Source organism: Aeromonas sp. FDAARGOS 1409 (genome assembly GCF_019048705.1).
Taxonomy (GTDB): domain Bacteria; phylum Pseudomonadota; class Gammaproteobacteria; order Enterobacterales; family Aeromonadaceae; genus Aeromonas; species Aeromonas sanarellii.
On record NZ_CP077395.1, the window covers coordinates 1,704,808 to 1,724,023 of the forward strand.

The following is a 19,216-nucleotide window of genomic DNA, read 5'->3' on the forward strand; positions in this document are numbered from 1 at the left end:
TCACAGAAATCAGATACTTGGGCAATGACTTCCCGACGAGGGGGCGTCAGCCAGGGGAACGGACGGTACGATCTGGGGCGGAAGGATTGCCGTCTGCCCGGGCAGTCCCTAGTATTGGCGGCTATTGTTCTTCTCATTCAACACATCTTGGGGCCTTTCATGCGACAGTTCGGTTTCTTCCTGGGGATTGCCATCGGCGTCATCCTGATACTGTTTGGCAGCATCGTCATCTTCCAGGCGCTGCCTGCGGCGCTGGACGTGCTGGAGATGCCGAGCCGTATCCCCTTCGTGCGCGAGGTCTACACTTGGCTGATGAGCAGCGCCAATGGCCTCACCGCCCAGCTGGAACAGAACTTCCTGGAGGCGTTCCAGACGGTGCTCAAGCTGATCCTGCTCATCACCTTCATGTGGGTCTGCGTCAAGCTGGTCAACATGGGGGTACTGATCATCCGGGCCGGCGTCGATCTGATCCGTACCGCCATCGAGCACAGCGAGGACAAGGTGGCCAAGCCCACGGAGCAGGACCGGCACTTCTAAGGTTTACGCCTTCTCGCAGATAGACGACAGGCCACCCCGGGGTGGCCTGTTTGCATGGTGGTGCGGCTTGCCCGAACTCAGTTGAGCAGCTTCTCCAGCTCGGCTTCCGCATCCGCCCTGGCCTGATCGCTCAGGGCTCCCGCCTGCTCTTCTCCCTTGCCGGCCTGTGGCTGCACGGTGGCGGCGGCGCTGCTGGCGGCCTGCTTGGCGCCGTCGGTCACCGCCTTGCTGGTCTGTTGCTGTGCGGTGGCGGTGCTGCTGGCGGCCTGTTTGGCGCCGTCGGTCACCACTTGTGTGGCCTGTTGCTGCGCGGTGGCGGTGGCGCTGCTGGCGGCCTGTTTGGCGCCGTCGGTCACCGCCTTGGTGGCCTGTTGCTGCGCGGTGGCGGTGGCGCTGCTGGCGGCTTGTTTGGCGCCGTCGGTCACCGCCTGGGTGGCCTGTTGTTGCGCGGTGGCGGTGGCGCTGCTGGCGGCCTGTTTGGCACCGTCGGTCACCGCCTGGGTGGCCTGTTGCTGCGCCGTGGTGGTGGCGCTGCTGGCAGCCTGTTTGGCGGTGTCGCTCACTGCCCGCTTGGCGGAGTCCGTCACGGCCTGATTGGCCTGCTGCAGGGTGCCGGTGACGCTCTTGTTCACCTGCTGGGTCGCCGCGCTGGTGGCGCCGTTGACCGCCTGGCTGGCGGAGTTGGAGATCGCCTGGGTCGCGCTCTGCTGCAGGCTGCCCACCATGTTGCCCAGCAGGGAGGTGCCGGACCCCGTCATGGCTTGCCCGACCCCGCTGAGGGCGGTGGCGGTGGGGCTGGTCTGGGATTGCCAATCCTGCATGGTGCTGGGCCAGACCGGGGTGGCCGCCGTCAGGTTTTCACCAAACACCTGGGTCGCCCCGTCCCCCTTCTGCAGCATGACGGCAAGCTGGTTGGTGTCGGCGTTCCACACCATGCCGGCCTGCTTGGCCGCGTCCGGTATCGGGGCGTAGCGGGAGACCACGTAGAACAGCGGCCCCTCCTGCTGCAGCTCGTTGGCGGTCTTGAGCAACTGCATGGTGGTGTCGTAGTTGGGTCCCAGCATGGCGGTCATTCTGTCCTTGATCAGCGGCTGCTCGAACAGGTTGGCTTCGTTCGGATCGAAGCCGACCAGGGGCTTGAGCAGGGCCCACATCAGCTGGCTGGTGGGGCTCATCATCAGCAGGGGGGCCACGCAGGCGGACAACATCAGGCTCAGGCAGGCAGCCTTGAGCAACGGCATGATACGCATCGACAACATATCCAAGTAATTATTTGATTATTAACTGTTATTCATTGCCGTCCCACGGCAATGCCAGCCGAACCGGCCCGCCGCTTCGTGGTTGGATCCGGCGGGCGCAGGCAGGCTACCATATTGCTTCCGGAATGCCAGATGAGCCGGCATTTATTGGTCAAGTCGGCGACCCCGTTGGTCGCTTTAGTGCATCACTCCCCTCAGTCACAGGTGTCACCCATGATCCGAACCGCGTTTTGTCTGTTTGCCCTCGGCGGCCTGTGCCCCGTGCTGGCCGCCCCGGCATCGAACACCCTCAGCCACTCGGTGGGCACCGAGCTGGTGCTGCCGCTCGGATCCTTGCCCGAGCGGGTCTGCTGGTATCAGGATCAGAAATATTCCCTCGGTGCCCGCATCCAGCAGGGGGACCTCTGGCTGGAGTGCGCGCCGCAGAACGTGCAGGAGAGCAACGGCCCCCTGGCCTGGCGTGAGCCTGCCGTGCTGCAGCCCCTCGAGGAGGACGCGAGCAACAAGGTGACAATCCGCGTGGGTCAGTGAGCCTTTTCTTGATCCAGCTAAAGACATGGGCGTGATCTCTATCGCATAATGCGGCTCTTTCTTCTCTTGACTGGGATCTAGGCAATGGCTCGTCGCTCTTCCAATGCACAACGTCGTCGTAGCAGCTGGTGGTACAAACGCTTGTTGGCAAGGGAGCGGGAAGAGCGCGAAGCGCGTTCCGTCCGGGATTGATACCTCATTGAAAAAACGGAGCCTCTGGCTCCGTTTTTGCGTCTATCACACATCATGAACACGGGGGCCATCAGGCCCCCGTGTTGACTTTCCGGTCTGCGACTCAGCGCTGCAGGGCGGCCAGCGCCAGTTCGACCCGTCTGGCGTACTCGGGGTCGGCCTGCTCGAAGTGCCTGAGCTGGGCCGCGACTATGGCGTCATCCTCCACGTTGACCAGAGAGCGCGCCAGGTTGGCGGCCAGGCGCGCGCGCTGCCCCTCGTCCATGATCCGGAACAGGTTGCCCGGCTGGCTGTAGTAGTCGCTGTCGTAGTCGCGGAAATCGTAGTGCAGGGCGGCCCCTTCCAGACTCAGCGCCGGCTCGTGCTGCTCGCTCAGCTGCTGGGTGCCGAAGCGGTTCGGCTGGTAGTTGGGGCTGGCGCCGCCGTTGCTGTCCGCCCGCATGGCGCCGTCGCGGTGGGCGCCGTGGTGGAACGGGCAGCGCGGCGCATTGACCGGCAGCAGGCCGTGGTTGACGCCGAGGCGATAGCGCTGGGTGTCACCGTAGGAAAACAGGCGGCCCTGCAGCATGCGATCCGGCGAGAAGCCGATGCCGGGCACCACGTTGGCCGGGGTGAAGGCGGCCTGCTCCACGTGGGCGAAGTAGTTGTCCGGGTTCTGGTTGAGCTCCAGCACGCCGACCGGGATCAGCGGGTAGTCGCTGTGCGGCCACACCTTGGTGAGGTCGAACGGGTGGATCTGGTAAGTCTGGGCGTCGGCCTCCGGCATCACCTGCACATAGACCTGCCAGCGCGGGAAGTCGCCCCGCTCGATGGCGTTGAACAGATCGGCCTGGCTGGTCTCCCGATCCTGCCCGACGGCGGTGGCGGCCTCCTCGTCGGTGTAGAAGCTGTGGCCCTGCTCTGTCTTGAAGTGGAACTTGACCCAGAAGCGCTTGTTGGCATCGTTGATGAAGCTGAAGGTGTGGCTGCCGTAGCCGTTCATCTCCCGCAGGCTCCTGGGGATGCCGCGATCGCTGAAGAGGATGGTGACCTGATGCAGGGATTCCGGATGGCGAGACCAGAAGTCCCAGGCGGCGGTGGCGCTGCGCAGGTTGGTGCGCGGGTCCCGCTTCTGGGTGTGGATGAAGTCGGGGAATTTCAGCGGATCGCGAATGAAGAACACCGGGGTGTTGTTGCCCACCAGATCCCAGTTGCCCTGCTCGGTATAGAACTTGAGGGCGAAGCCGCGCACGTCGCGCTCGGCGTCGGCGGCGCCCTTCTCACCGGCCACGGTGGAGAAGCGCAGGAACACCGGGGTCTGCTTGCCGACGGCGTTGAACAGGTCGGCCTTGCTGAACGCGCTGATGTCGTGGGTCACGGTAAAGGTGCCGTAGGCGCCCGAGCCCTTGGCATGCACCACCCGCTCCGGGATCCGTTCCCGATCGAAGTGGGCGAGTTTTTCCATCAACCAGATATCTTGCATCAACACCGGGCCGCGGGGGCCGGCGGTGAGGCTGTTGTTGTTGTCGACGACGGGGGCGCCGTTGGCGCTGCGCAGGGTCTTGTCGGTCATGGCGGGTCTCCTTGTGATGAGTCGCCAGACTAGGGGAAGTGGGGAGGCGGCTCCAATGGAGTGTGCCTAACCCTTTGATTGGTTTCGCTGATGGGGGGTGGAAACGGACGCCAGCCTTGCGGCAAGATGGGACTCAGCCAACCAGGAGGTCTCATGTCCATCACCATTCGCCGCGCCGGTCCCGAGGACGCCCCCGCCCTGCGCGATCTCTACGCCATGCCCCAGGCCCAGGCCGGCACCCTGCAACTTCCCTTCCCCTCCCTGCAACAGTGGGAGCAGAAGCTGACCCCGCGCGACGGCGTCACCGTGCTGGTGGCCGAGTCCGATGGCCTCGTGGTGGGTAACCTGACCCTGTGGCAAGAGCCCAACCCGCGCCGGCGCCATGTGGCGGGCCTCGGCATGGCGGTGCGCGACGACTGGGCCGGGCGCGGCGTGGGCAGCGCCCTGATGGCGGCCGCCATCGACCTGGCGGATAACTGGCTCGGACTGACCCGCCTCGAGCTGACCGTGTGGAGTGACAACGAGGCGGCGCAGGCCCTCTATCGCAAGGTTGGGTTCGTGCAGGAGGGGATAGCCCGGGAATACGGCATGCGCCACGGCCAGCTGATGGACACCCTCTACATGGCCAGGCTGCACCCATGATCGACTACCGTCGCCGCCTGCTGCCGGTGGTACGGGCGCTGGAGCGGGATCCGGACCTCTCCATGGAGGCCCTGGCGGGCCTGGCCTGCCTCTCCCTCTACCACTTCCACCGGGTGTTCACCGCCGTGGTGGGGGAGGCCCCCGGGGAGATGTGCCGGCGGCTGCGCATGCAGCGGGCGGCCTGGCAGCTCTGCTACACGGAGGCCAGCGTCACCGCCATCGCCCTGGGGGCCGGGCTCGGCAGCTCCCAGGCCTTCGCCAAGGCGTTCCGCCGCCACTATGGCTGCACGCCGGGGGAGTTTCGCCGCGACAAGCGCAAGAACGGACACCTGGAACGCAAGGAGGGACACGCCTGGGACGGGCTGCTCCCCTATGCTGAAGACCTCTCATCAGCAAGGAGCAACACCATGAAAACCGTCGAGATGGACGCCCGCACCCTGGCCTATATCCGGGTCACCGGCCCCTATGGGGAAGGGTATGACGCCGTCTGCCACCGCCTGCACCAGTGGGCCGCGCCCCGCGCTCTGGAAGGGGGGGAGTGGATCTTCATCTACCACGACAACCCCGAGGTGACGCCGCCGGCCCAGTGCCGCACCGACATCGGCATCACGGTGCCGGCAGGCACCCAGGGGACGGGGGAGGTGGAGACTCAGCTCATTCCCGCCGGGCGCTACGCCCAGTCCCGCTACCTCATCACGGATCGCAGCCAGTACGGGCCGCGCTGGCAGGAGCACATCGGCGATATCGTCGCGGCCGGGCTCGCCTTTGGCGACGGCCCCTGCTTCGAGCTCTATCACAGCGTGAGCAACGATCCCCTGCGCGATGATGTGAGCTTCTGCTCCAGCGTTCAGGGCTGAGTGGCGACGCATTCCGCGGTTCGCAAGACGAAAGAGGAGCCATTCTGGCTCCTCTTTGCATTCACTGGCTGGGCACCTTGTCCCGGCGGGACTTCCACCACCAGCGCAGGCGGATTTGGGAGATGAGCATGCCCGCCAGCATCAGGGCGCAGCCGACCAAGGGGCGCTTGTTCAGGACTGGCTGGGCACCTTGTCCCGGCGGGATTTCCACCACCAGCGCAGGCGGATCTGGGAGATGAGCATGCCCGCCAGCATCAGGGCGCAGCCGACGATGGCTCGTTCGTCCAGGTGCTCTCCCAGCAGCAGCACGCCGCCGATGGCGGCGAACACCGTCTCCAGGCTGAGGATGATGGCGGCGTGGGCCGGGTGGGCCCCGCGCTGCCCCACCACCTGCAGGGTATAGCCGATGCCGACCGAGACCAGGCCCGCATAGAGCAGCGCCTGCCAGCCCGCCAGGGCGCCGCTCACCGTCGGTGTTTCGATGACGAAGGCGGTGGCCAGGCTCAGCAGGCCGCACACCACGAACTGCACGCCGGCAAGGCGAATGGGGGCGACCCGGTTCGAGTAGTGATCCAGCACCAGCAGGTGCACGGCCCAGAACAGGGCCCCCACCACCTGCAACAGATCGCCGTAGCCTATGGTGAACTCCTCGGTGACGCTGAGATAGTAGAGCCCGGCCATGGCGATGAGGGCGCCGACCCAGGTGTTGGCCCCCGTCTTGTGGCGCAGGGCCAGGCCGATGACGGGCACCAGTATGATGTAGAGGCCGGTGATGAAACCCGCCTTGGCGGCCGTGGTATAGAGCAGCCCCACCTGTTGCAGGGAGGCGGCGGAGAAGAGCACCCCGCCGGCGATCAGCCCCCCCGTCAGCAGCAGGCGGCGATCACCGGCCGGCTGCCCGGGCTGGCGTGACTTGAGCCACCACAGCAGGGGCAGCAGGGAGAGGGCGCCGAGCAGGAAGCGCAGGCCGTTGAAGGTGAAGGGCCCCATGTGATCCATCCCCAGGCGCTGGGCGACGAAGCCCAGCCCCCAGATGGCGGCGGCCATCAATAACATCATGTTTGAACGCATACGGAATCATCCCTGAGAAAGAGTCGCGGTGGCACTCGGGCCCCTCTCAGTACGATACCCGTGTGCGGGGGGCTTTGTCGCCGGTCATTTGCACGCTGACCGGGGGTCAGCGACTGGCCAGCCTGGCGAGCAGGGGCAGCAGGGCGAGCAGCAGCAGGTTGCCCCTGAGGATCCAGATCACCCAGAGCTGCTGCTGGGTGGAGACGATGGGGGCCCGCCCCTGGCGCAGGGAGCGGCGCCAGCGATGGAACAGCCGGCTGGGGTAGCCGAAGCTGAGGGCCATGACGAAGAACAGCAGCAGCTTGGTGCGATAGCCGGGGTTGGCGAGCAGGGTGGCGGGGGGCTGCGGTTGGGCGAGCACCAGCAGCAGGCCGGTGATGAAGATGAGCAGCAGGGCCAGCGCGGCCAGGCTGTCCGCCAGCAGCAGCTTGCGCACCTGGTCGATGGACATGCCGCGCCGGAACAGGAAGTACTCCGAGGTGATGGCGCCGGTCAGGGTGATCACGGCGCAGTAATGGAGCGCGGTCAGCAGATCCGGGTTCAACATCCAGGCCAGTTCCTTCTCGTCGGCCACATGGCACGCTTCCCTTTGGACGCCATCAGGCGGGGCTGATATTCTGACACTACACGGCCTCAGGGGATAGCAGGAGTCAGGGTTGGATAAGCGAGCAGTCTCCAAAAAAACCTGGTCCCTGGTTGCCCGGATGCGCCTGGGCCTGCTTCTGCTCTTCATCCCCGTGCTGATGCTGGGGGCCATCTACTACCTGCACATGGAGCGCAGCCTGCAACGGGAGTTGCAGCAGCGCCTGCTCGCCACCAATCACCAGTTGCGCCACGTCTTCATCGAGCCTTATCTCCATGAGCTGGAGCGCCAGTTCTCCCTCATCTACGACCGGGTGAAGGTGGAGGACATCAGCGGTCCCCGGCTGCTCAACACCGAGACCTATCTCAGGGAGTGGCGCCTCTACAAGGGAGTCATGGCGGATCTCGTCTACATCTATGTGGGCACCGCCGAGCGCCAGATGCTGATCTATCCCGCCTGGCAGGCGGATGCCGGTTTCGACCCCAGGACGCGCCCCTGGTATCAGCTGGCCAGCCAGCATCTGGGGGAGATGGTCTGGACCGAGCCCTACTACGACTACACCAACGGCAACCTGGTGATCGCGCTCGCACGGGCCATCACCGACAAGGAGGGCAAGGTGCGCGGCGTCTTCGCGGTCGATGCCATCCTGGCCCCCTTCTCCGCCCAGCTGAACCGTCAGTGGAACAGCGGTTACCAGATGATCGTCAACCAGTCCGGCAAGGTGCTGGCCCATCCCGACCCGTCCCGGTTGCTCAAACCCATGACGCACCCGAGCTGGCTCTCCCGTTTCAACGGGGCGGATGGCATCTTCCTGGATCCTGAGTCGCGGCAGTTCGTGGCCTACAGCCGGCTGCCGGAGCGCAACTGGGTGCTGATCAGCGTGCTGCCGGCTTCCAGCATCCAGGCCGTGGTGGCGAGCGCCTCTCTCAACGTGCTCGGGATCATCGTCCTTGCCAGCGTGCTCTACGTGGTGCTGGCGCTGATCTGGTCCCGGTACTTCAGGCGCATGGTGGACGAGATTTCCACCCGGATCCGCGCCAGCAGGACGCAACCGGAAGGGCTGTCCCACGGGGGGATGCGCGAGCTCAGGCACGTCTATGCCGAGCTGGCCGAGGTGAGCAAGGATTACCACGAGGCGCGCCAGCAGGCGAACCTGGACAAGCTGACCGGCCTCTACAACCGCCGCTTCTTCGACGAGCGTCTGAACCGGTTGCTGCTCGATCAGCATCCCTTCTGCCTGGCCATGATCGATCTGGATGGCTTCAAGCGGGTCAATGATACCTATGGTCACCAGACCGGGGACGTGGTGCTCAAGCGGGTGTCTAGCCTGGGCGCCCGATTGCTGGGAGATCATGGCTGGGTCTGCCGCTACGGCGGCGAGGAGCTGGTGGTGCTGTTCGCCAACCCGGACGTCCACTTCTGCCTGATGCTGCTTGAGCAGTTTCGCAAGGGGGTGGAGTCACTGGACTGGCGCGAGCCCGGCCTTGGGATCACCTTCAGCGGCGGCCTGGTGGCGAGCGCCTCTGGGCTGGATGCCAGGCACCTGCTGGCCATGGTCGATGCCGAGGTCTACCGGGCCAAGCGGGATGGCAAGAACCGCATCCATCTGGGGGAGGCCGCGCCGTCGAACGGCTTGCCGTCAGACGACGGCATGCTGAGCAAGGAAGAGGCCTGAGGGCCTCTTCCTCGTCTGGAGGGTCAGGCCTGCCCGGACCAGTGGAGCAGGGGCCAGCCCAGCTCCGAGGCGCACTGGCGCAGCGCGGGGGCCGGATTGACCGCATGGGGATGGCTCACCGCCCTCAGCATGGGCAGATCGTTGTGGGAGTCGCTGTAGCCAAAGCTCCCCTGCCAGGGGTTGTCCCGCCCGGCAAAGAGCTGGTTGATGCGGGCCACCTTGCCCTCGCGAAAACTCAGGGTGCCGCGGGTCTGGCCGGTCAGCATCCCCGACTCTTCATCAAGCAGGATGGCGACGCAGTGATCCATTCCCAGCATCTTTGCCATGGGCGCCACCAGATGCTCGCCGGAGGCGGAGATGAGCACCAGCTCGTCGCCACGCTCCCGATGCCACTCGATGCGTGCCAGCCCTTCGGGGTAGAGGCGCTCGCGCAGCACCTGCTCGGCGAAGTGGTGGCACTGCTGATCCAGCCACTGGCGCGACCTGCCCGCCAGCGGTTGCAGGGTGAAAGCCATGTACTGGTGCATGTCCATCTTGCCCTGGTGGTAGAGGGACATCATGGCCTGCTCCTCGGCGACCATGCCCGCCGGGGCCAGCTCCTGGGCCACCATGTACTCCAGCCAGAGGCTGGCGGAATCCCCGGCAATCAGGGTCTCGTCCAGATCAAACAGTGCCAGTGCCATGGGCGCTCCTCGCAGTGAAAATGGAAATGAAATGCTGCCTCATGCTACCTCACAGAGCTGATCCCGGGCCACCGCCAGGGTCACGGCGCCGCCCACCGGCCACAGATCCCGGGCCGAGCGGTTGAGGCAATCCACCGTCAACAGCCCCGCCTCGCACTCCACCTGATAGCGGATGACGTTGCCGAGCAGCTGTCGCTGGCGAACGATGCCGGGCAGGCTGGGCTCGCTGCTGGTCGCCCCGGCGGGCAGCAGGGTGATGGACTCCGGTCGCAGCGCCAGCTTGCCCTGAAAACGGGGGCCGAACAGCGACTTGCCCTGCTCGGCGCCGAGCAGGTTGTAGTTGCCGATAAAGCCCGCCACAAACTCGCTGGCGGGTCTGGTGTAGATCTCCTCCGGCGTGCCGCTCTGCACGATGGATCCCTTGTTCATCAGGAAGATCCGGTCCGACAGGGTCAGCGCCTCCTCCTGATCGTGAGTCACGAAGAGGGTGGTGAGCTCAAGGCGCTGCTGGATCTCGCGGATCTGCTGGCGCAGGCTGCGGCGGATGCGGGCATCCAGCGCCGAGAGCGGCTCGTCCAGCAGCAGGATCCTTGGCCGTACCACCAAAGCCCGGGCCAGCGCCACCCGCTGGCGCTGGCCGCCGGATAGCTCACTCGGATAGCGGCGCTCGAAACCGGTCAGCTCCACCAGCTCCAGCGCCTCTTGCACGCTGGCGGCGAGATCCCGTCCCGGCTGGGGTTTCATCTTGAGGCCGAAGGCGACGTTGTCCCACACCGTCATGTTGGGGAAGAGCGCATAGCTCTGGAACACCATGCCGATGCCCCGCTTCTGGGGTTCCTGCCAGGTGATCTCCTCACCGGCCACCCGCACCTGACCACCATCCACCGGGGTGAGCCCGGCCAGCGCCCGCAGCAGGGTTGACTTACCGCAGCCGGAGGGGCCGAGCAGGGTCACCAGCTCCCCCTTGCGGATGCCGAATTCGATCCCCTCGAACACCCTGGTGTCGCCGTAGGATTTGTGCAGTTGATTCACTTCTAGATGGAACATGTTGATTCACCGATGAAATCTGTTGGCCGCCCAGGTGAGCAGCAGGGTCAGCAGGAAGTAGCTCATCACCAGGGCGCTGGTGAAATGGCCCGAGGTGGCACGCATGTTGTAGAGGTAGACCTGCAGGGTCTCGTAACGGGTGCCCACCAGCATGTTGGCAAACACGAACTCGCCGAGCAGGAAGGAGAGCGAGAGAAACAGTGCCGCCAGCAGCCCCTTGCGCAGGCAGGGGATCACCACCAGCAGGAAGGCGCGGGCGCTGCTCGCCCCCAGCAGATGGGCGGCATCCATCAGATCCTTCAGCGGTACCCCCTGCAAACTGTTGGCCAGCGCCCGGTACATGAAGGGCAGCACCACGGTGAACCAGGTGCCGATGAGGATCCACGGCGTACCTATGATGGGCAGAACGCCATCGGCGTAGATCTGCAGCAGCCCCACCGAGGAGACCACAGGTGGCACCGCGAAGGGGAGCAGGATCAGCAGGTTCATCCAGGGATCCAGCTTCGGGAAGTAGTAGGCCACCACCAGCACGGTCGGTACCAGCACCAGGGTCCCCAGCAGCAGGGTGGCGAAACAGACCAGGAGGCTTCGGCCAAAGGCCGCGAGAAAGCGCGGGTCGCCCCAGAGCTTCAGATACCAGTCGAGGGTGAAGCCATCCGGCAGCAGGGTCGCCCCCCAGCGGGTGGAAATCGAATAGAGAAAGGTGGCCAGCAGCGGTAGCAGCAGGGTGGCCACCAGGGCCCCCAGCACCCAGCGCGGCCAGCCCGGTTTCAAATCATGCATGGGATTGCCCCTTGTTCACGTAGCTCTTTTTCAGCAGCCACTGGTTGGCGGCCGTCACCACCCCCAGCAGCACCATCAGGATCACCGCCAGCGCCGCTGCCATGTTCGGCTCGAGGAAGATGTCGCCGGAGACCAGGCTGGCCACCCGGATGGTCACCAGGTTGAAGTTGCCGGTGGTGAGGGCATAGGCGGAGGCATAGGCCCCCACCGCGTTGGCAAACAGGATGATCAGGGTGCCGAGCAGGGCAGGGGTGAGCACCGGCAGTGCCACGTGCCACACATACTGCCCCTTGCTCGCCCCGAGCAGCGCGGCGGCCTGGGGCCACTCATCCTGCAGCGCGTCGAACGCCGGGTAGAGCAGCAGCAGGGCCAGCGGGATCTGGAAATAGGTGTAGATGAGGATAAGACCCGACCCCGAGTAGAGGTTGAAGCCGTCGATGAGGCCCCAGGATTTGAGCAGCAGGGTAAGGGCGCCGTTGATGCCAAGAATGATGATGAAGGCGAACGCCAGCGGCACGCCGCTGAAGTTGCCGGTCATGGTGACAAAGGCCAGCAGCATCCGTTTGACCCGCTCGCCGCTGTGGCGCAGCGCGGCGGCCCCCAGGGTGCCGATGGCAAGCCCCGCCAGACTGGCGATACCGGCGATGCGCAACGAGTTGCCGAACGATTGCAGGTAGAAGGGGGAGCTCAAAATCTCCCGGTAGTAGCCGAGGCCCCAGCCATCCGGGGTCTGAAAGCTGCCCACCAGCACCCACACCATGGGAGCGAGCTGGAACAGGATCATCAAGAGGACGAACGGCAGCAGCACCAGGGCCGGCAGCCAGTGGCGGCGCACCTTGTGCTTGGTTGCCACGGGTTGAGCCACGAGGATCTCGGTGGTTGCAGGCATCATCAGTGCACCTCGCGCATAAAGGCCGCCTTGAGCAGCGGGGGAGCCACCGGCTTGTCGTGGGGCACCCCCAGCAGGTCGGCCATCAGGACGCAGAGCTGGGTCTGGGCGATCGCTACCCCATCCGGCCAGCGCTCGACGAAGGCGTCGCCAAACAGCCAGAGCGGCACGGTGCGCTCCTCCGGCAGAGTGCCTCCATGGCTGAGATCCTCGTTCATGCCGTGATCCGAGGTGATCACCACCTGATACCCCTGTGCCAGCCACTGGGGCAGCAGATCGGCCAGCAGGCTGTCCATGCGGCGCGCCTGGTTGCGGTACTGGCGTGAGTCGAGGCCGAACTTGTGGCCGGCATCGTCCACCCCCATCGGGTGGATCAGCAGAAAATCGGGGTCGTACTGGCTGCGCAGCCACTCGCCGTCCATCAGCAGATGACTGTCGGGGTAGGCGTCATCCCAGTAGAAGCAGCCGTGCTGGATCGGCAGCTGCTCGTCGTGAGTGAAGCGATCGCGGGCCGCCAGCCAGGGGCTCTGGTTGTAGAGCTCGCTCACCCAGTAATAGGCCGCGGCCGCGGTGCGTTTGCCCGCGGCACGGGCCAGATGGAAGATGGAGTCATGCAGGCTCAGGCGACTCACCCCGTTGTGGGTGATGCCGCTCGCCACCGGTGGCACGCCGGTCAGGATGCACTCGTAGAGAGGCCGGGAGAGAGACGGCAGGGCGGCATTCAGGGTCGTATGCAGGCCCCGCCCCGCCTCCACCATGCCACCGAGGTAGCCCATGCAATGGGCTACCTCGGCTGCCAGACCATCCACAAGTACCACTATCACCTTGTGTTGCACTGGATTCCCTTACTGCATGTTGATCATGACGGTTTCCTGCCACTGGCGCGGCAGGGCCTTGGAGCTCTGTTCCCAGGCGGCATGGTCCTGCACCGGCTTGGCGTTGGCATACTGCTCGGCCGGCAGCAGCTTGGCCTTGACGTCATCCGGCAGGGTCACGTTGCTGCGGATGGGGCGGGCGTAGCCACGGGCCAGGTTGATTTGCCCCGCATCGGAGAGGATGTATTCACGGGCCAGCTTGGCGGCGTTGGGGTTCTTGGCCCACTTGTTGATGATGGTGGTGTAGCCGGCGATGACGGAGCCGTCGCTCGGGATCACCACGTCAAACTTCCTGGGGTCGATCTGGTCGCGGTAGTTCAGGGCGTTGAAGTCCCACAGCACGCCCACTTCCACCTCGCCCTTCTCGATGTTGGCGATGGTCGGGTCGTTCAGCGACAGGCGACCCTGCTTGGCCAGCTGACCGAACAGCTCCAGCGCGGGCTTGAGGTTCTTCTCGCTGCCGCCAGTGGCATAGGCCGCCGCCAGCACGCCGTTGTTGGCCTGGGAGGCAACGCCCACGTCACCCAGGGTCACCTTGTAGTCGCCACCCAGCAGGGATTGCCAGCTGGTGGGGGCGGCCTTGACCAGATCCTTGTTGATCAGGAAGGCGATGGTGCCGGTATAGGCCAGCATCCAGTGGCCGTCCGCATCTTTGGCCCAGTTGGGAATGTCAGCCCAGGTGGAGGGCTTGTAGGGCTGGGTGACCCCCTGCTTGACCGCAACCGGACCGAAGGCGCCGCCCACGTCGCCGATGTCGGCGGTGGCGTTGGCCTTCTCGGCGGCGAACTTGGCGATCTCCTGGGCCGAGCTCATGTCGGTGTCCTGATGCTTGATGCCGTAGAGGCTGCCGAGCTGCTGCCAGGTGTCCTTCCAGTTGGCCCAGCTGTCGGGCATGCCGACGCTCTGGAGCTGGCCTTCGCCGCGGGCGGCTTTTTCCAGATCCGCGATATTCTCGGCTGCATAGAGCGGCTGACTGATGGCCGCCAGGGCCAGTGCACTTGCGATCACGCTTTTCATCATCATCCCATCCCTCTGGACTAGGTCAGTTAAGGTTCGAGAGGGATGCTAGAGGGGGAATATGACGGTGGCGGGGCGCTTTGATGGCAATTTGATGACATGTCGACCTGTCACCGGGCTGTCATCCCGCGGGGGTACAACTCCGGGTGACAGCCGCTGGTCTATGCCAGCCATGAGCGACAGGAACCTGACAGTGACCGACAGCCGAATCCCCTCCAAGTGCGAACAGATTTGCCGGACCTTGCGCCGCTACATCGGCAGCGGCCAACTGGTCCCGGGGCAGCAGTTGCCCGCCGAGCGGGCGCTCAGCGAGCGCTTCGCCACCACCCGCATCACCATCAAGGAGGCGCTCTCCAGCCTGGAAGCGGACGGCCTCATCTACCGTGCCGAGCGGCGCGGCTGGTTTGTGGCGCCGCCCAGGCTCACCTATGACCCCGCCATCCACACCCACTTTCACCAGTGGATCGGCGAGCAGCAGCGCACCGCCGAGACCCGGGTGCTGGCCCACGGCAAGGCGCTTGCCAGCAGCGAGCTGTGCAGCCGGATGGGGCTGGCCCCCTTCACGCCGCTTTATGAAATCCGCCGCCTGCGTTTCATCGACGGCCGCCCCGTGCTGCACGTCAGCCACCACCTGCTGGCGAGCCGCTTTCCCGATATCGCGAACGCCCCCCTGGCGGACTCCCTCACCGAGCTCTACCGGCAGCGCTATGGCATAGGCCAGGGCGGGGCCAGTCTCGAGATCACCCCTTCGGCGGCGCGGGGAGAGATAGCCCGCGCCCTCAATCTGGCGGAGGGGAGCGCCGTGCTCAGACTGGTGCGGGTCAACTACGACGAGCGGGGAACGCTGGTGGATTGCGATATCGAGCACTGGCGGCCGGATGCCATTCGCATCTGTCTGGATACACGGGTGTTGCAGCCGCTCGCAGGCAAGCTGCAGCAAACCCAGCTCGCCGATTAGGGAAATAGCCAGAGCACTGACGGGCACAGTGGCCATTCGCATCTGCCTCGATACCCGGGCGGTACAACCGGTCTTGGGCAGATCAGATCGCAGCCAGTTCAACTTGCCGAGTAGCGGGCCGCCAGCGCCGCGGATCCCGCAGGATCCGCCGGGATCAGTTGTCGATGTTGGGGATCAGATCGTCGAAGCTCTGGTAGCCGCAGTCCGCCAGTTGCAGGGACATGGTGTAGGTCTTGCTGCCCTCCCGCTGGCCGATGGCGGGACGGTTGAGCTTGAGCTCCTGGTGCCAGTACTCCTTCATGCGATCGATCAGTGCCATGGCCTCGGGCTCGTCCAGGTGAAGCTGGCACAGCGCCATGTAGTTGTTGGGCTTGTGCATGTTTTCCACCAGATAGTCCCCCAGCACCGACATGGCCTGGCGCGCCTGCTGGCGGGCGAAGCGGCTGTGCTGCTCGAAGCTGATCCGCTCGCTGATGAGGAAGTGGTAGCTGTTGTCGATGCCGAGCTGCAGGATGCCGAGCTTCTCCAGCTTGCGCAGATAGAGGTAGCAGGAGGCGTCGGTCAGGCCGTACTCCCGCTTGAGATCGATCAGGGTCTTGTCGCGCCAGAAGATGTTGGCGAGGAAGGCGTAGAGCCCGGGCTCCTTGTGGAATGCCTCGTCCTGCTCCTGGGTGAAGACGGCGCGCCGGCTCTGGGCATCCTGGGTGCGATCCAGCAGCTCCTCGAACGAGAGCCCCACCAGGTGGCAGATCTCCAGCAGGGTGTCGAATGGCAGGGAGGGCTTGTTCATCATGCGCTTCACGGTGGCGATGGAAACCCCCATGGCTTCGGCCAGGGTCTGGTAGCGGATCCCCTTGTCGGTGAGCGTCTTCTTCAGGGTGTCGAGGATGTGATTGGCCAGGGTCTGGCTGTAGGTCATGCAACTATTCCTTTATCTGCATTTTTAGTCGTGTCAGAAAATGAGTGGTTTGTCTGTATTGGGCTCAATTTTTGACACCTAGAAAAACCAGAGGAGAGTAACCCGGTGATGACGGCTGAAATGGCCTGACCAGTTGTGGTGCAAGGTGGCAGAAAGTGACACTCGGTGGTGCATATCCTTCAACCTTTCAACATTTTGCTGGTGATGCATATTACATCGCACATAATTCAACACGAATCGGATTCAATACCTTCCTGGTTGAGAAAACGATTGTTTGCTTCCAATTTAAGGGTTTTTTTAACCGCAAGGTTTTATTCTTTCCTGGCATTGAGCGGAACTCGCAAGAGGTCCGCTTTTTTTCTTTTCCCCGAATCTGAGCCCGCCGTCAAGAAAGAGGCGCAGTTTTGGCGCTTCCTGCGCCACCGACCCCGGGAGACAGGCCCTTATTCCCCCTTGCAGGGGAACAGCTTGGGGATCTCCCGCACCAGCCAGCTCTTGGCCTTGCCCATGGTGTCCCGCCGCCAGGCCAGCACGACCTGGATCTGGTGGCGATACTCGGGGCTGATCACCTTGAGTCTGCCCGCCCTGATGTCCTCTTCGATCCAGCTCTGCGGCATGGTGCCGATGCCGAGCCCCGCCAGCAGGGCGTCCCGTTTCTCCCCCATGGTGCTGACGGTGAGGCGCGGCTGCTTGTCCAGCAGGCGATAGGTGAGCACCGGCTTGCGCAGCGCCGTGTCGGCCACCGCGATGGCGCGATGGCGGCGCAGGGTCTCGTCCGCCAGGGGCTCGGGCTCCAGGTGCAGGGGGTGATCCGGGTGGGCGACGTAGAGCATCACCTCCTCCTGCAGCGGCTGATGCTTGATGCCGGTCAGGGTGATGTCGGGGTTGAGGGAGGAGATGAGCAGGTCGGCGCGGCCATCCTCCAGACACTCCCAGCTGCCGGCCAGCACCTCGGCCCGCAGTCGCAGCCGGGTATCCGTCAGCTCGGCCAGCCGCTCCACCAGGGGGTAGAGTGCCTGCAGGGGGACCAGGGCGTCGACGGCGATGGTGATGTCGGTCTCCCATCCCCGGGCCAGGGCCCGGGTCTCCCCCACCAGGTGCTCGGCCGCGTCCAGCAGCACCCGGCCCCGCTCCAGCAGCATGCGCCCGGCCGGGGTGAACTTGGTCCTGTGGCCGCTGCGATCGAACAGCATGGCGTCCAGCTCGTCCTCCAGCTTCTGCACCGTGTAGCTCAGGGCGGAGGGGACCTTGCCCAGCTCGTCCGCCGCCGCCGCGAAGCTCCCACGGCGATCGATGGCATCCAGCACCCGGATCGCCTCCAGGGTCAGCGCCCGCTCCTTGTTCGATTCCTTGGTCATATCCAACCTTCAATTTTTTTGAATGTGTTTACCAGATTATCTCGCTAACAACTTATGGCAAGCCACTTTAATATTCAACCAACGCTTAGGCAGGAAGGCCAAGCGGCCAAATAAAAGGTAGTTCCGGGCTGAGACATCACAAAGAGCGATGTCTGATGTCGGTGAAAGAACAACATAGTATTTGAATGATCTCTTGCATGGATGCATTGATTCGGGCCACAGCGGCCTTGGCAATGACACAAAAACCAAGAGAGTGAAAGAACATGAAAAACGTAATCAAGATGCTGGCCGTTGCAGGCCTGATGACCGCAGGTGTTGCCCAGGCCTCCGTGCCGGCTGATTTCAATGCCGCCCCTGGCGTGCTGTTCGTCAACTGGAGCGCCACCGCCGCGATGGATGGCAAGGCCAACCCCATGCTGGAGGTGCGTGACGAGTCCGGTGATCTGCTGGCCTCCGTCCACGCCAGCCTGATGGGCACACAGCAGGTGCAGATCCCGAGCCGCACCCAGGGCAACCTGACGGTGAGCCTGGGCGACGAGAGCAGCAGCTACCGCATCCCCTTCGGTCTGGGTGACGGTCGCCAGCGTTAATGAACCACTTTGGTCAGTGAGGAGCACACCATGATGAAATTGAGAGCCGCAGAAGCACGGGGCAAGGCCAACTTTGGCTGGCTGGACGCCCGTCACAGCTTCTCCTTCGGTCACTACTATGACCCGGAATGGATGGGGCACTCGGCCCTGCGGGTCATCAACCAGGATCTGGTGGCGCCGGGTGGCGGTTTCGCGACCCACCCTCACGCCAACATGGAGATCCTCACCTGCGTGCTGAGCGGCACCATAGAGCACAAGGACAGCCTCGGCCACGCCGAGCAGATCCCGGCGGGGGAATTCCAGCTGATGAGCGCAGGGTCCGGCATCCGGCACAGCGAGTACAACCCCTCGCAGACCGAGCCGCTCTCCCTGCTGCAAATCTGGATCGAGCCGAACGAACACGGCACGACTCCCGGTTATCAGCAGAAGAAGATCGAAAGCAAACCCGGCATGACGCTGGTGGCGTCGCCGGATGGCGAGGCAGGATCCTTCAGGATCCGCCAGCAGGCCAAGGTATGGCGGCTGCAGCTCGCCGAAGGGGAGACCCTCGAGTGGGCATTGCAAGGACGTCATGGTTACCTGCATTTGATTTCAGGGGAGCTGACTGGCAACGGTCTGGCTGCCCGACCCGGCGACGGCCTGCTCAGCCGTGACGAGTCGTCCTGGGTGCTCAAGGCTTCGAGCGAGAGTGAAGCCCTGCTGTTTGATCTGCCTTGATAGATAAATCTCGGCGAAATGAATGAGTTAACAATTAGCTCTTACACTGTTAATACCATGATGGTAAGCAAAGGAATCTGACGATGGACAAGATGAAAGATGTGGCACTGCTGGTGGGTCGTGTACTGCTGGCGCTGATGTTCGTGATTGCAGGCTGGGGCAAGATCGGCGGTTACGCCGGTACCCAGGGCTATATGGAAGCCATGGGCGTGCCCGGGTTCATGTTGCCCCTGGTGATCCTGCTGGAGCTGGGTGGCGGCCTCGCCATAGTGCTGGGCCTGTTTACCCGCAGCCTCTCCGTGCTGCTGGCCGGTTTCACCCTGATGGCGGCCTTCATCTTCCACTATCAGCCTGCGGATCAGATGCAGATGCTGATGTTCATGAAGAACCTCTCCGTGGCCGGTGGCTTCCTGGCCCTGGCGGCGGCCGGTGCAGGGGCCTTCAGCCTGGATGCCCGTCTCGGCAAGAACTGGTAATACCC

At 64.3% G+C, this 19,216-nt stretch carries 21 protein-coding genes and 1 pseudogene; 9 read left to right on the plus strand and 13 right to left on the minus strand.

Features of this window, described 5'->3' with window-relative positions; all coding sequences use genetic code 11:
* Positions 1-159 precede the first annotated feature (159 nt).
* Entirely contained in the window at positions 160-537 is a 378-nt protein-coding gene (locus I6L39_RS08105) for a hypothetical protein (protein ID WP_005330064.1), read from the plus strand.
* Between the two features lie 77 nt (positions 538-614).
* Here I6L39_RS08105 and I6L39_RS08110 read toward each other — a convergent pair whose 3' ends face one another.
* Positions 615-1,787 (minus strand): hypothetical protein, encoded by a 1,173-nt coding sequence (locus I6L39_RS08110; protein WP_216991509.1) that lies wholly within the window; start codon positions 1,785-1,787, stop codon positions 615-617.
* A gap of 222 nt (positions 1,788-2,009) precedes the next feature.
* Between I6L39_RS08110 and I6L39_RS08115 the strand changes: the two genes are divergently transcribed.
* Entirely contained in the window at positions 2,010-2,327 is a 318-nt protein-coding gene (locus tag I6L39_RS08115; protein WP_216991510.1) for a YnjH family protein, read from the plus strand.
* A gap of 295 nt (positions 2,328-2,622) precedes the next feature.
* Here I6L39_RS08115 and I6L39_RS08120 read toward each other — a convergent pair whose 3' ends face one another.
* Positions 2,623-4,071 (minus strand): catalase, encoded by a 1,449-nt coding sequence (locus I6L39_RS08120; protein ID WP_216991511.1) that lies wholly within the window; start codon positions 4,069-4,071, stop codon positions 2,623-2,625.
* 153 nt (positions 4,072-4,224) lie between these two features.
* Here I6L39_RS08120 and I6L39_RS08125 point away from each other — a divergent pair, with 153 nt between their 5' ends.
* Both I6L39_RS08125 and I6L39_RS08130 read left to right on the plus strand, forming a co-directional pair.
* A complete protein-coding gene (locus I6L39_RS08125) occupies positions 4,225-4,713 on the plus strand; it encodes a GNAT family N-acetyltransferase (protein WP_216991512.1) in 489 nt (162 codons plus the stop codon).
* Positions 4,710-5,570, plus strand: coding sequence for a GyrI-like domain-containing protein (locus I6L39_RS08130; protein ID WP_216991513.1), 861 nt, complete (start codon positions 4,710-4,712; stop codon positions 5,568-5,570). The genes I6L39_RS08125 and I6L39_RS08130 overlap by 4 nt, the downstream gene beginning before the upstream one ends.
* A gap of 61 nt (positions 5,571-5,631) precedes the next feature.
* Here I6L39_RS08130 and I6L39_RS20255 read toward each other — a convergent pair.
* The 3 genes and pseudogenes from I6L39_RS20255 to I6L39_RS08140 all read right to left on the minus strand — a co-directional run.
* Positions 5,632-5,745, minus strand: a pseudogene (locus I6L39_RS20255) (EamA family transporter); the annotation flags it as partial.
* Entirely contained in the window at positions 5,742-6,641 is a 900-nt protein-coding gene (locus I6L39_RS08135; RefSeq protein ID WP_042074498.1) for a DMT family transporter, read from the minus strand. The pseudogene I6L39_RS20255 and the gene I6L39_RS08135, both read right to left, overlap by 4 nt.
* Positions 6,642-6,747: 106 nt before the next feature.
* A complete protein-coding gene (locus I6L39_RS08140; protein ID WP_216991769.1) occupies positions 6,748-7,188 on the minus strand; it encodes a DUF2214 family protein in 441 nt (146 codons plus the stop codon).
* Positions 7,189-7,297: 109 nt separating this feature from the next.
* On the opposite strand from I6L39_RS08140, the gene I6L39_RS08145 reads away from it, so the two are divergent.
* Complete coding sequence (locus I6L39_RS08145) at positions 7,298-8,899, plus strand: sensor domain-containing diguanylate cyclase (RefSeq protein ID WP_216991514.1); 1,602 nt, start codon at positions 7,298-7,300, stop codon at positions 8,897-8,899.
* 23 nt (positions 8,900-8,922) lie between these two features.
* Here the strand turns inward: I6L39_RS08145 and I6L39_RS08150 are convergent, their stop codons facing one another.
* From I6L39_RS08150 to I6L39_RS08175, 6 genes are read right to left on the minus strand one after another with little or no spacing between them, the layout of a single operon-like run.
* Complete coding sequence (locus tag I6L39_RS08150) at positions 8,923-9,582, minus strand: HAD family phosphatase (RefSeq protein ID WP_216991515.1); 660 nt, start codon at positions 9,580-9,582, stop codon at positions 8,923-8,925.
* A 39-nt stretch (positions 9,583-9,621) separates the two neighbouring features.
* Positions 9,622-10,629: an ABC transporter ATP-binding protein gene (locus I6L39_RS08155; protein ID WP_216991516.1), complete on the minus strand. Its 1,008-nt coding sequence runs from the start codon at positions 10,627-10,629 to the stop codon at positions 9,622-9,624.
* A gap of 6 nt (positions 10,630-10,635) precedes the next feature.
* The gene (locus tag I6L39_RS08160) at positions 10,636-11,412 is read right to left on the minus strand and encodes an ABC transporter permease (protein ID WP_042074508.1); all 777 of its coding nucleotides are present in this window, start codon (positions 11,410-11,412) and stop codon (positions 10,636-10,638) included.
* Positions 11,405-12,304 (minus strand): ABC transporter permease subunit, encoded by a 900-nt coding sequence (locus tag I6L39_RS08165; protein ID WP_216991517.1) that lies wholly within the window; start codon positions 12,302-12,304, stop codon positions 11,405-11,407. Before I6L39_RS08165 ends, I6L39_RS08160 begins: the two co-directional genes overlap by 8 nt.
* Positions 12,304-13,137, minus strand: a complete 834-nt coding sequence (locus I6L39_RS08170) for an alkaline phosphatase family protein (protein ID WP_216991518.1) — start codon at positions 13,135-13,137, stop codon at positions 12,304-12,306. Before I6L39_RS08170 ends, I6L39_RS08165 begins: the two co-directional genes overlap by 1 nt.
* Positions 13,138-13,146: 9 nt before the next feature.
* Positions 13,147-14,193 (minus strand): ABC transporter substrate-binding protein, encoded by a 1,047-nt coding sequence (locus I6L39_RS08175; RefSeq protein WP_216991770.1) that lies wholly within the window; start codon positions 14,191-14,193, stop codon positions 13,147-13,149.
* A 172-nt stretch (positions 14,194-14,365) separates the two neighbouring features.
* On the opposite strand from I6L39_RS08175, the gene I6L39_RS08180 reads away from it, so the two are divergent.
* Complete coding sequence (locus tag I6L39_RS08180) at positions 14,366-15,151, plus strand: UTRA domain-containing protein (protein ID WP_216991519.1); 786 nt, start codon at positions 14,366-14,368, stop codon at positions 15,149-15,151.
* Between the two features lie 154 nt (positions 15,152-15,305).
* Here the strand turns inward: I6L39_RS08180 and I6L39_RS08185 are convergent, their stop codons facing one another.
* Positions 15,306-16,070: a helix-turn-helix transcriptional regulator gene (locus I6L39_RS08185; RefSeq protein WP_042074518.1), complete on the minus strand. Its 765-nt coding sequence runs from the start codon at positions 16,068-16,070 to the stop codon at positions 15,306-15,308.
* Positions 16,071-16,513: 443 nt separating this feature from the next.
* Positions 16,514-17,428 (minus strand): LysR family transcriptional regulator, encoded by a 915-nt coding sequence (locus I6L39_RS08190; protein WP_216991520.1) that lies wholly within the window; start codon positions 17,426-17,428, stop codon positions 16,514-16,516.
* 263 nt (positions 17,429-17,691) lie between these two features.
* Between I6L39_RS08190 and I6L39_RS08195 the strand changes: the two genes are divergently transcribed.
* The 3 genes from I6L39_RS08195 (at position 17,692) to I6L39_RS08205 (ending at position 19,211) form a co-directional block, all read left to right on the plus strand.
* Positions 17,692-18,018 carry a hypothetical protein gene (locus I6L39_RS08195; RefSeq protein ID WP_042074523.1) on the plus strand — a complete coding sequence of 109 codons (327 nt, stop codon included), beginning with the start codon at positions 17,692-17,694 and terminating at the stop codon, positions 18,016-18,018.
* A gap of 30 nt (positions 18,019-18,048) precedes the next feature.
* Complete coding sequence (locus I6L39_RS08200) at positions 18,049-18,735, plus strand: pirin family protein (protein ID WP_216991521.1); 687 nt, start codon at positions 18,049-18,051, stop codon at positions 18,733-18,735.
* An 83-nt stretch (positions 18,736-18,818) separates the two neighbouring features.
* On the plus strand, positions 18,819-19,211 hold the full coding sequence (locus tag I6L39_RS08205; protein ID WP_042074524.1) for a DoxX family protein: 393 nt from the start codon (positions 18,819-18,821) through the stop codon (positions 19,209-19,211).
* Positions 19,212-19,216: the final 5 nt, after the last annotated feature.